The following is a 12,131-nucleotide window of genomic DNA, read 5'->3' as shown; positions in this document are numbered from 1 at the left end:
CAGTATTACATGATTAGATAGGTGACATAGGCAATGTAAGCAATTACAAATACTGCGCCTTCCCAACGCTCCACCTTGCGGCCACGGCCGGTGAAGACAAAAATGAAAAGCAAAAGGCCAGCAACTATATTTACGAGAATGTCGAAAAAGGAATCCGGATTTATCGTAAGCGGGACAATGGTTCCGGAAACTCCAAGGATAAGAAAAATGTTGAAAATATTGGATCCTACCACGTTTCCAATAGCGATGTCCACATTTTTCTTTCTTACGGCTATTATTGAAGTGGCTAGTTCCGGCAGGGAAGTCCCTATGGAAACCACAGTCAAACCAATTACTCTTTCAGAAAGACCAATAACTTCAGCAATACTTACCGCGCTGGTTACTATGAGTCGTCCACCAAGAATAAGTCCGGCAAGCCCCAGGATGATGAACAGGATACCTTTTCCTACGGAATATTCTTTGGTTTCCATCTCCTCATCTGCACCTCCGCTTTTTGCAACCACAAGGTTGTACACCAGAAAGATCAAAAAGAACAGGAGCAGTACAATTCCTTCACTTCGTGAGATAAGATTTGTAGTTGCGCCATCCAAAACAACGTCGGAAGCTACCACAAACACACAAATTGCTGCAAGTAAACTCAGCGGAATTTCGATCCACGTGGTGTTGGATTTTACTGTGAGCGGATATATCAGGGCAGAAATACCCAGGATCCCCAGCACGTTGAATATATTACTTCCAAGCACGTTTCCAAGTACCATATCTGTACTACCCGAGGTCGCGGCAAAAACATTCACCACGAGCTCCGGAGCGGAGGTTCCAAAAGCGACAATGGTCAACCCAATGACTATACTGGGAACTCCCCAACGAGCTGCAAGGCTTGAAGCAGCATCAACAAGAGCATTGGCTCCAAAAATTAGCGCGACAAAGCCACCTAAAAGCAGAAGAATGTTTACTAACATATTATCTAAGGGAATTGGTGTAATTGGTGATCTCGCTGTTATTTTCGAAGAAAATGGCGTTCACGAACAAGAGTTTTCCATTCTGCCAGAAGGCACGAAATAGCGGATTATCCACGAGGTAAACAAAACTTCCTGTACCCATTGGTTCCACCCCAAAACTAAGGGAATTATTGATCTTGTCCTTTGCCTTAACACCCACAAATCCTGAAACTATTTTAGGAGAGTCCTGAAGGTAACCTACATTAAAACCATCATTTAAAAGACTGTAGCTTTCATCGCTCAACTTTAAGCTCAAATAGGTGTCATCATAGCCAAAAGCTACGGGATGAGAATTGTCCATTTGGGTCTCAATTATGCTACCTGTGATAAGATCTTTGATTTCTTCTCTTTCCCTTTGGGCATAAGGGATAAGATTGGGTTTATTCACAGTGTCTTTTTCCTCTTCCTTTAACTTAAGATCAAAACCTTCTTTTCCTGCAAAAGTTTTCATTGCGCTTCCAATGGCTATAACCTTACCACCTCCTTTTACCCAGTCGGTAAGTCGCGCAAGACCTTTTTCATCAAACAGTTTGCTGTAGTTCCCAATGGGTAAAACCAGTACCTCAAGTTTTGACAGATCTACATGATCAAAATATTCTGTATCAATAGAAGTGACAGGATAATTGAGTTCCTGTTCAAAGAAATACCAGATCTCTCCATAGTTAAGTGAAGAAATACCTTCTCCTCTTAAAACGCCTATTCTTGGACTGTTTATAACCTTTACCTGTGAGGATCCAAAATCGGGTCCCGAGGTGGAAAATCCGGTAGTTGCAGCTGTAAGGTTTCTGTTATGATCATTTGCGAGATTAGTGAGTATCGTGTCAAAATTTTCCAGGCTGCGATTATCACCTTTGGTGATCACCAGACTTCCCGGGCTAAACTTTTTTCCTGAAGTTTCCAAAGCAGTTTCGGTGAATCGTACCATTACTCCTGCGTCTAACAAAGCCGAAAGAAAGCGGGCATCTTTCATGCTATTCCATTCCAAAAGGTAGGCTGCAGCCTGTGGCGCAGGCTGATTCACAGATTTGTTGGCTTCGGCCGTAGTGGTGGTAGGAACAGAAGATCCTGTGGAAATAACATCCAGACCATAGGCAAATGGCAGGCTCCAGGCAGTAATATCATAAGTAAGGGAATCGGAAAGTTTGGCGGCGGGTTCCATTAACACCTTCACCATTTTTCCTTTAGGTTGAGCGGTACTAATTACCAGGCTTTCTTCTGAAGTTTCGATGCTGCGGTTCTTTTTTTCAAGTGCATCGTAACCTTTCACCTTTCCGGCTCTTGCTGCCGCATAGGTGATCTCATGCTTATCCAGCAATTCCTTTAGCAGGTCAAGTTGATCTTTTTTTCCTGTTAACACGTAATTAGTTGCATTCTTTTCCTCATTGATATAGAACTTCGAAAATTCTGAATTAAGACGATCAACATTTTGGGCTGCAATTTCTACAGTAGACAAACCGGTAGTGTGATGATGTGCTACACGATCTGTGAGAGTAAGGAGGTAACCATGATCTGTCTCAACAGAAAGTCCCGTGTGGCCTGCCTGTTCATAGGTCATCCCTATTGCTCCCATATACGTTGGATAGGTGTCTCCATAACTCGGGTAGAGCAGGTCAAATCTTTCTTTCGTAAAATACAGCCAACCTTCTTTGTCAAAATATTTAGCATGATTCAAACCAATTTCCTTTTGAAATTCTCTTTGAAACGGAGTGATCACTTCGTGCAAAGGCTCTGCAGCAGGGGCAAAATAATAAGGGCTGTTCTTTCCCTGTTCATGAAAATCCACGTGGATATGCGGTAGCCACTGGTTATAAACTTTTAGACGCTGTTGGGTCTCCACCTGCGTAGCCCATGCCCAGTCACGATTAAGGTCAAACAGGTAATGGTTTGGCCTGCCACCGGGCCAGGGCTCATTATGTTCAATAGCCATGGGGGAAGTATTGTTTGGAGTAGCTTTTACCTGTTTGTACCAGTTCACATAACGATCGCGGCCATCGGGATTCACAGCTGGATCCATAATCACTACTAGGTCTTTTAACCAATCCTGTTTTTGAGTGACCAGTTCATAGATGGTTTGCATGGCAGCTTCGGTACTGGAAGCTTCATTCCCATGAACATTATAGCTAAGCCACACAATTCCCTTTTTGGAAGGAGAACCTGCGGAACCTTGATTAATACCGGTATTTTCCAGGTGTGCCTGGCGTATCTCCTCCAGATTTGCAAGATTTTCTTCCGAAGAAATGACGGCATAGGTAAGTGGTCTGCCTTCATAGGTTTCTCCATAATTATGAAATGTTACAAGGGGAGAATTTTCTGCAACATGTTCAAAGTAATCTACCACTTTACTGTGGCGGGTGAAATTGCTGCCCAGGGGATATCCCAGAAATTCTGAAGGGGATTGTTGTGCAAAAGTGAATTGAAAACTGACTAAAAGCGCTGTAATTAAAGCCGGTAATTTTCTCATAAGGGGTTGATCTTAATATTCGAATTAGCATGTAAATATAAAACTTTATCTGTGCCAATATGTAATTATTGATTTTACCGCCAACGCTCTTAATTGTATATTTGCGAAAATTCTTTTAAATGCATAAAAATTCTCTTGCGTATCGGGATACTAATTATTTCACACCTTTAGTGACCGATTATCTGGATCAAAAAGAGAATGTGCAGCAGTTTTACGGATTATTTCCCACCCTGGAAAACTTTCAAGAACAGATTGCCCTTAAAAAGGAAAATTATGATGCTGCCGGCGGAACAGAAAAACGCGAGGTCTTGACCGGGATCCTGAAGGAACAGTACAGGGATATTAAAATTTCTGAAGCTACAGCATCCAATTTTGACCTGCTTAAGGAAGAAACTACTTTTACCGTCACTACGGGTCACCAGCTCAATCTATTTACTGGACCTTTATATTTTCTATACAAGATCGTTAGCGCTATCAATCTCGCAAGGGATCTAAAAAAGGCGTATCCGCAATATAATTTTGTGCCTGTTTACTGGATGGCGACAGAGGATCACGATTTTGAGGAGATCAGCTTTTTTTATCTGCATGGGAAAAAATTTCAATGGAATCCCCCAAAATCTGAAAAGACAGGAGGCCCTGTTGGGGAACTTCCTACCACCGGATTAAATGATGTTTTTGAACTATTTTCTGCGGAAATCGGGAATACTAAAAATGCCGGTCAATTGAAGCAGTGGTTTAAAAAAGCTTACCTGGAGCACGATAATCTGGCTGATGCTACCCGATATCTTGCCAATGAACTTTTTGGCGAGCAGGGGCTGGTGATCATGGATGCCCATCATGCCGAATTAAAGAGGCTTTACATTCCACAGATGAAGAAAGAGCTGCTGGACCAGGTCTCTTATAAAGCAGTGCAAAAAAAATCTGAAACTCTTGAACAGGAAGGCTATAACGTGCAGGTAAATACGCGGGAGATCAACCTGTTCTATATACAAAAAGGCCTTAGGGAGCGTATTATTGAAAAGAACGGAAAATTCTTTGTTCATGAAAATGAAATCTCCTGGAGCAAGGAGGAATTACTGGAGCTGTTGGAAAATCATCCTGAAAGATTTAGTCCCAATGTTTTATTGCGGCCACTCTATGAGGAGGTGATCCTGCCTAACCTCTGTTACATTGGAGGGGGAGGAGAATTGGCATACTGGCTGGAGCTTAAAGGACTTTTTGAAGCGGTGAATATTACCTTTCCTGTTTTATTGCTTCGGAATTCAGTCTTGCTTCAAACTGAAAAGCAGGATCAAAAAAGGCAAAAATTAAATATCTCCCTGCCGGAGTTATTCCTGAAGCGTCACGAGCTCATCAACCGAAAAGTTCGAAAGATCTCCAACATTGATATCGACTTTTCCCCTCAAAAAGAGCATTTGGTGGAGCAATTCCGTGGCATGTATGAACTTGCCGAAAAAACAGATAAAACTTTTCTTAATGCCGTAAAAGCTCAGGAGGTTAAGCAGCTAAAAGGTCTTGATCACCTGGAAAAGAGATTGCTGAAGGCTCAAAAAAGGAAGCTGGAAGATGAGGTTTCAAGGATCGCAGACCTGCAGAATGAACTTTTCCCCAATGGCGGACTTCAGGAGCGGCACCATAACTTTTCTGAATTCTATCTGGAATATGGAGAAGACCTTATTCCGGCGCTATTAAACAGCCTGGAGCCGCTGGAATTAAAATTTGACATAATAGCACTATGAACAAAATGCATAAGATCGACATCGAACTGGTTGAAATGACCCTCGATGTGATGAAATATACTATTGACAGAATTTCAAATATAACCCCCGAACTCGGTGTTCCGAAAAAAGAGGAGGAACTTTTCGAAATGATTGGGGAAACCGTCACTCCCAAAGGAATTGGGGGAGAAGTAGCCTTTAAGATGTTTCGGGATATTCTGGTAAAGGCAACCGTGCCTATTGACCATCCCCGACATCTGGCTTTTGTTCCGGCTGCGCCTACGCGTGCTGCGATCATGTTCGACCTTGTGACTTCAGCTTCTAGTATCCATGGTGCCTATTGGATGGAGGGTGCCGGCGGGATCTTTTGTGAAAATCAGGCTATGAAGTGGCTGGTTTCCCTCACCGGACTGCCTAAAGATTCCTTCGGAGTATTCACCAGTGGCGGAACGGCTGCAAACCTTTCGGCTATGGTCACTGCCAGAGAAGCCTGGCGGAAAAGAGATACAGGAAATATTGGGGTGCGGGCGTTGCTGTTAACCTCAAATGGAGCACATTCCTCTATCCAGGCAATGGCCAAGGTTATGGATGCAGATGTGGTGATGATCGATTGCCCCGATGAAAATCTTCGTGGAGGCATATTGCAGTCAGCTATTGATGAATTGGGAGAAAAAGACAGAAAAAGGCTTTTTGGAGTGGTAGCCACGGGTGGTACTACCAATGCCGGGATTATTGACGAACTTGATTCTATTGCCGAAGTTTGCGAGAAGGAGAATGTATGGTTCCATGTAGATGCAGCCTATGGCGGAGGTGCCCTCGCTGCACCCTCTGTGCGCCACCTCTTCAACGGAATTGAACGGGCAGACAGTATTACTATCGATCCTCATAAATGGCTTTTTTCGCCCTATGATTGTGGGGCGGTGATCTATAAGAATATGGAACTGGCTGCAGAAGCACATTCTCAAAAAGGATCCTATCTTGAAATTTTTAAGGATGAGGGTGCCCATGGCTTCAATCCTGCTGATTATCAGATACAGCTTACCCGCAGACTTCGGGGAATGCCGTTGTGGTTTTCCCTGGCCATGCATGGAACTGATAAATACACTAATGCTATCGAAAAAGGCATTGAACTGGCGAAGATCGCAGCCAAAAAGATTGAGGAGCATGAAAACCTGGAACTGGTAAGGCCGGCAAGTTTGTCTGTGGTTCTTTTCCGGAGAAAAGGCTGGACTCCGGAGGAATACCGGGATTGGACCTACAGAAACCACAAAGCCGGAATTGCATTGGTAACCCCGACAAAATGGTATGGAAAGAACGGCTATGAAACAATATCCCGTTTCTGCTTTATCAACCCTGAAACCACCGAGGCTGACATTGATCTGATTTTGGGAACGATGGGATAATTCAGGATTTAAAATTCAGGATTTAAAATTCAGGATTTAAAATTCAAAATTCAAGATTCAAGATTCAAGATTATTTTAATTACTATTCAAAATCCGGAGAAATAAATTTGAGAATTTGAGAATTTGAAAATAGACTGGGGTGAAAAAAAGTCGCATGGTTTTGCTCCCTTGGCGGAATCTTTGTGCGCTTTGAGAGCAATGATTTTCTGTTTCTAAAATCTGCGCTAATCTGCGAAATCTGCGGGAAAAAGCGAATTTGATAATAGGGCGATTCGAATAATTTGAAGATTCCGGAATTTCGGAATTCAAAAACGGCAGCTGTGCGCCCTTTTCGGAATCTTTGCGCCCTTTGCGAGAAACAAAAATTCTATATCTCAAATCTCACATCTCAAATCTCAATACTCAATACTCAATACTCAATACTAACTACTAACTACTCACTTCCACATTTTCCCCAATCTCCACTGTAGAACCTTCTGTGAGAATAACCGAATGGGGCACCCTAGAGTTTAAGATGTTGAAGACAGGATCGAATTGCCGTGAAAAATCCACATTTACTGCATATTCTTCCACGGTGTACAAATGCCAGGAAGCATGTTTAATAGCATATAGGTAAGTTTCTTCCTCGCCGGCTTTAATAAATCCGAAAGGCCTATCGAGCAGGAAGGCAGCTTCAGTATCTTTATCATATGGCGCTGCCAGTTTGTTGCTCTTTACGCTGAATTTTTGCTCTTTCCCATTGAGCTGCCATGAATATTTTACTTCGATACTTTTTTCAGTTTCGTTTACTTCGCCCATAGCAGGCACAGATGTGTAGTTGGTTTTAAAAAGCGTATTAGTCAATTCTGCTAGCCCGGGTTGATCAAAGAGCCGGGAGATCACTACCACTCCTTTGACCCAACTTGCACCATCAAAGCGTTTCACATAGATCTGCAGGTCTATTTCGTCCAGATCCTTTATCATAGGCACTTTTAAGTCATTTACTTTCAGCTTTTTAACCTGAAATCCTACTAGACTTATATAGCAATTTCCGTTGAAAAGATCGGGTTTCGTGTACTTTGGCAGGTATTTTTCAACAACTTCCGGCGGTACGATATAATTGAGAAGCGCTACTTTCCGGAATTCCGAAGAAATGGATAATTTCATAACTATTTTGATGGCTTTCTCTCAAATTTATTAAAGCTAAAAGAGTAAACAGGTAAGTTTGTGAAAAGTTTAAAAACCGGACCAGCCAAAAATGCCCATTTCCGAAGGTGTTCCGGCTACTCTTTAATCTATTTCGAACTCCAGCCTCATAGTTACCGAAGCCGTTTTCTTTTTGTCGGCCGTGTTATATGCCCCACCCCAGGTGAAGTCTTCGCCGCTGTTTTGTCCAATGATCTGGAAAACTCCAAGATCAGCACTGCGAAGGGAGCCAAGGTCGCTTCCGCTGTTCTCGGCAATTCTTTCAGCCCTGATCCTTGCATCTTCGGTAGCTGCAGCGATCATCTGGATCTTGAGATCAGAAAGTTTTGTATAGTAGTATCGGGGTGGAGTGGAATTGAACTGCACGCCTTTTTGCAATAGTTCTGTGATCTCCCGGGAGACCTGTTCGACCATGGGCACGTCTTTAGATTCGATCTTTACAGTTTGTCGCAGTTCATATCCTTTAAAAATTTCTCCTATATAATTACCGTTTTGATACTGGGGTTCTCTTTGTTCAATGGTCTGTACGGAATTAAAAACAAGGTTTTCTTCTGCAATCCCTTTGGATAGCAGGTATTGCCTTACAGTTTCCTTGTCTTTATTCAACTGCTCGTAAGCCGCTTGTAAGTTGATATTGGTTTGAGAAAAAGTTCCTTCCCAAACAATAAGGTCTGAGGTGAAATCTTCACTGCCCGAACCTGTCACGGCGATGACTCCCGTAGGTGTTGCTCTTTTGACATAAGAGCTCCCAAGGATGTAAGCAGCCACTACTATAGCTATCGAAAAAATAATTGCAGCAACATGTTTCATAAGACCTTGTAAAAAAGGGAATTTGTATAAAGGTAGAAAATAAGAAATAGCAGGCTTAGATTTTACCTCAAATTCTTACTTTTGTGCATGCAAAATAACGTCCTTATTTTAGATTTCGGCTCGCAATACACTCAGCTTATTGCAAGACGGGTTAGAGAACTCAACATCTATTGCGAAATCCATCCTTACAACAAGATCCCTGAAGACATTTCTCAGTTCAAAGCGGTCATTCTCTCGGGAAGCCCTTTTTCAGTGAGAGGAGAACAGGCTCCACATCCCGATCTTTCGAAGATCAGGAAAAAAGTGCCGCTTTTGGCGGTATGTTACGGAGCCCAATACCTGGCGCATTTTAACGGCGGAAAAGTGGAAGCTTCAGAAATCAGGGAATATGGCCGCGCTAATCTTTCAGTAATTAAAGCTGAAGAAGCTCTGTTTGAAAATATTGCTGAAAATTCGCAGGTATGGATGAGCCACAGTGATACTATAAAAGAATTACCCGAAAATGGTGTGAGGCTCGCAAGTACCTCAGATGTACTCAATGCTGCCTACCGTATAGAAGGAGAGGAAACCTTCGCCATTCAATTCCATCCCGAAGTATATCATTCTACAGATGGAAAACAGTTGTTGGAGAACTTCCTTGTAAACATTGCAAAAGTGGAACAGGAATGGACTCCTGAAGCTTTTGTAGAAATGACCGTTGCAGATCTTCAGGAACAAATTAAAGATGATAAAGTTGTACTGGGGTTAAGTGGTGGTGTAGATTCCACGGTCGCTGCTGTGTTACTCCACAGAGCTATTGGAAAGAATCTCTACTGTATCTTCGTGAACAATGGTTTGCTTAGAAAAGATGAGTTCGAAAGCGTATTGGACCAATACAAGCACATGGGCCTTAACGTAAAAGGGGTAGATGCTTCGGCACGTTTTTTGGATGCCCTCGCGGGAATCTCAGACCCTGAAGGAAAGCGGAAGGCGATAGGGAAAACCTTTATTGATGTTTTTGATGATGAAGCACACCGCATTCAGGACGTGAAATATTTAGCGCAGGGAACTATTTATCCCGATGTTATTGAATCCATTTCTGTGAACGGGCCTTCAGCAACTATAAAATCTCACCACAACGTGGGTGGTTTGCCAGATTATATGAAATTAAAGGTGGTGGAACCATTAAGAATGTTGTTTAAGGATGAGGTTAGGAGAGTTGGTGCAGAACTGGAGATCGATAAGGAGCTGCTTGGCAGACATCCTTTCCCCGGTCCCGGGCTCGCTATAAGGATCCTTGGAGACATCACTGCAGAAAAAGTGCGGGTGATCCAGGAAGTGGATGCCATCTTCATAAATGGCCTCAGGGAATGGGGGCTTTATGATAAGGTTTGGCAGGCAGGAGCCATCCTGCTTCCGGTGAATTCCGTAGGAGTGATGGGCGACGAAAGAACTTATGAGAAAGTAGTAGCTTTACGTGCCGTAGAATCAACAGACGGAATGACGGCAGACTGGGTGAATTTACCCTATGATTTTCTGCAAAAAACTTCCAATACAATAATTAACAGAGTTAAAGGCGTTAATAGGGTAGTGTATGATATAAGCTCCAAGCCGCCAGCCACTATTGAGTGGGAATAAAAATTAACCTATGAAAAAAATTGCAGTTCTTATCCTGTTTTTACAATTGTTTACCGTACAGGCTTTCGCACAGCAGTACAAGTACCATATTGTAAAGCAGGGAGAAACAACTTCCCAGATCGCCAAACAGTATAATATTTCTGAAGAAACGCTCTTTAAGTATAATCCCGATGCCCGTCGCGGAATAAAACCACAGGGGAAACTCGTGGTGCCAATTAATGTAGGGCAGGATCAAAATGTTAAGACCGTTCAGCAAGATCCGGGAGATGCAAATGTGCAGTTTCAAATGCACCGGGTGAAGCGACAGGAAACTCTTTTCAGCCTTTCCCAGCAATATAATGTAAGCATAGAGGATATTAAGAGATTCAATAAACACCTCTATTCGGCAGAATTGCGGAGAGGAGAAAGGATTAGGATACCAAAGAATCTTGCAACAGTTCAAAAGACTGAGCCTGTTCCTTCGGCCTCTAATCCCCTGGATCTTTCAGTAAAGGAACATCTTGTTCTTCCGCAGGAAACCCTTTACGGAATTTCCAGAAAGTACAATATCACCATTGCCGACCTGCAAAGACTTAACCCAACTTTAGAGACACTAAAACCGGGGATGGTCCTTAAAGTGAGGAATGGAAATGTGGAAAAAGTAGTGGAGGTAGAGGGTAATCTTTTCAAATATTACCAGGTGCAGCCGCAGGAAACCTTGTTCAGCCTCACCCGTCGCTTCGGAATTAGCCGGGACTCTCTTGTTTCTTTAAATCCGGCGCTTGCCGATGGTTTAAAGTCGGGTATGGTGCTAAAGATTCCAAATGTAGATTCTGCTGAGATTGAAGAATATACCGAAAGTGCTACAGTGAACCTCGAAAATAGGATTTCCAATTATAGTACAAAGAACCTGGTGGTCATGTTGCCATTCAATAAAAATAGGATAGTGGCTACAGATTCTTCCAGCAATGCTGCCGATAGGATCAAAAATGACAAAGTGATGCAGGTATCCCTGGATTTTTACAGCGGAGTCCTCATAGCGGTTGACTCGGCCAAAGCGAGAGGTATTTCTTCCAAAGTCACCATCCTGGATACTGAAGGGAATTCAGGAAAGGTGAATGTTCTTTTGAATACTCATAATTTTGATGATGTAGATGCAGTTATTGGACCGCTTCTTCAATCTACTGTGGAAACGGCTGCCCGTGGCCTGGAGAGAAGAAATATTCCTGTAGTTTCACCACTTACCTCAAAAGAGGCCGGTTCCATATCAAATTTTTTGCAAACTGTACCAACAGATGAAATGCTGGCTAACGCGATGATCTCATATATTTCAGAAAATTCTGCAGGAAAAAACCTGGTGATCATTGCAGATAATTATGAGAAAAGAAGAAAACTTTCCGCAGCCTTGCCTTCAGCAAAAGTAGTTTCTCCCGGAGAAAGCGGCACTATAAGCCAGGGAGCAATGGCCGCCGCTTTAGATAATTCCAGACCCAATTGGGTGATCCTGGAATCGGATAAGATTGGTTTGCTAAGCAATGCTACCTCTTACTTCAATTCCAGAGCAGATTCTCATAAGATCACACTTTTTACTACAGACAGGAACAAATCCTTTGAAAGTGATATCATTTCCAACAGTCATTTGGGGAAACTTAATTTCCATTATCCTTCTGTTGACCGGGCTTTTGATCTGGTGAAAAACAGAAGCTTTATTAAAAAGTACGAAGAGAAATATGGCGTCACTCCCAGTCGCTTTGCCGTTAGAGGTTTTGATGTGACATATGATGTGTTGTTAAGATTGGCTTCTGCCCAGGATCTGTATTCCTCCATTAATGAAGAAGGAACTACACAATATGTGGAGAACAAATTTGATTATGATCACAGGCCGGGTGGTGGTTATATGAACAAAGCTATTTATATTCTGGCTTATGACAGGAACCTTAATTTAAAAGTGGTGCAGTAA

8 protein-coding genes are annotated in these 12,131 nt (G+C 42.6%); 4 read left to right on the top strand and 4 right to left on the bottom strand.

Annotated features, from left to right (window positions below):
- Positions 1-5: 5 nt before the first annotated feature.
- Positions 6-959, bottom strand: a complete 954-nt coding sequence (locus CRO16_RS14600) for a calcium/sodium antiporter (RefSeq protein WP_097057126.1) — start codon at positions 957-959, stop codon at positions 6-8.
- A gap of 1 nt (position 960) precedes the next feature.
- Positions 961-3,459, bottom strand: a complete 2,499-nt coding sequence (locus CRO16_RS14595; RefSeq protein WP_097057125.1) for a M14 family metallopeptidase — start codon at positions 3,457-3,459, stop codon at positions 961-963.
- Positions 3,460-3,578: 119 nt separating this feature from the next.
- On the opposite strand from CRO16_RS14595, the gene bshC reads away from it, so the two are divergent.
- On the top strand, positions 3,579-5,198 hold the full coding sequence (bshC, locus tag CRO16_RS14590) for a bacillithiol biosynthesis cysteine-adding enzyme BshC (RefSeq protein WP_097057124.1): 1,620 nt from the start codon (positions 3,579-3,581) through the stop codon (positions 5,196-5,198).
- A gap of 5 nt (positions 5,199-5,203) precedes the next feature.
- Positions 5,204-6,580, top strand: a complete 1,377-nt coding sequence (locus CRO16_RS14585; RefSeq protein WP_179670557.1) for a pyridoxal phosphate-dependent decarboxylase family protein — start codon at positions 5,204-5,206, stop codon at positions 6,578-6,580.
- A 429-nt stretch (positions 6,581-7,009) separates the two neighbouring features.
- Here the strand turns inward: CRO16_RS14585 and CRO16_RS14580 are convergent, their stop codons facing one another.
- Together CRO16_RS14580 and CRO16_RS14575 are read right to left on the bottom strand one after the other, a co-directional pair.
- Positions 7,010-7,726, bottom strand: a complete 717-nt coding sequence (locus CRO16_RS14580; RefSeq protein ID WP_097057122.1) for a DUF2071 domain-containing protein — start codon at positions 7,724-7,726, stop codon at positions 7,010-7,012.
- A 123-nt stretch (positions 7,727-7,849) separates the two neighbouring features.
- Positions 7,850-8,575, bottom strand: a complete 726-nt coding sequence (locus tag CRO16_RS14575) for an SIMPL domain-containing protein (protein ID WP_097057121.1) — start codon at positions 8,573-8,575, stop codon at positions 7,850-7,852.
- Positions 8,576-8,662: 87 nt separating this feature from the next.
- Between CRO16_RS14575 and guaA the strand changes: the two genes are divergently transcribed.
- Complete coding sequence (gene guaA, locus CRO16_RS14570; protein ID WP_097057120.1) at positions 8,663-10,192, top strand: glutamine-hydrolyzing GMP synthase; 1,530 nt, start codon at positions 8,663-8,665, stop codon at positions 10,190-10,192.
- A gap of 10 nt (positions 10,193-10,202) precedes the next feature.
- Positions 10,203-12,131: an amino acid ABC transporter substrate-binding protein gene (locus CRO16_RS14565; protein ID WP_097057119.1), complete on the top strand. Its 1,929-nt coding sequence runs from the start codon at positions 10,203-10,205 to the stop codon at positions 12,129-12,131.

The organism is Salinimicrobium sediminis (assembly GCF_900215295.1).
GTDB lineage: Bacteria > Bacteroidota > Bacteroidia > Flavobacteriales > Flavobacteriaceae > Salinimicrobium > Salinimicrobium sediminis.
This window is presented reverse-complemented; position numbering and strand designations above follow the sequence as displayed.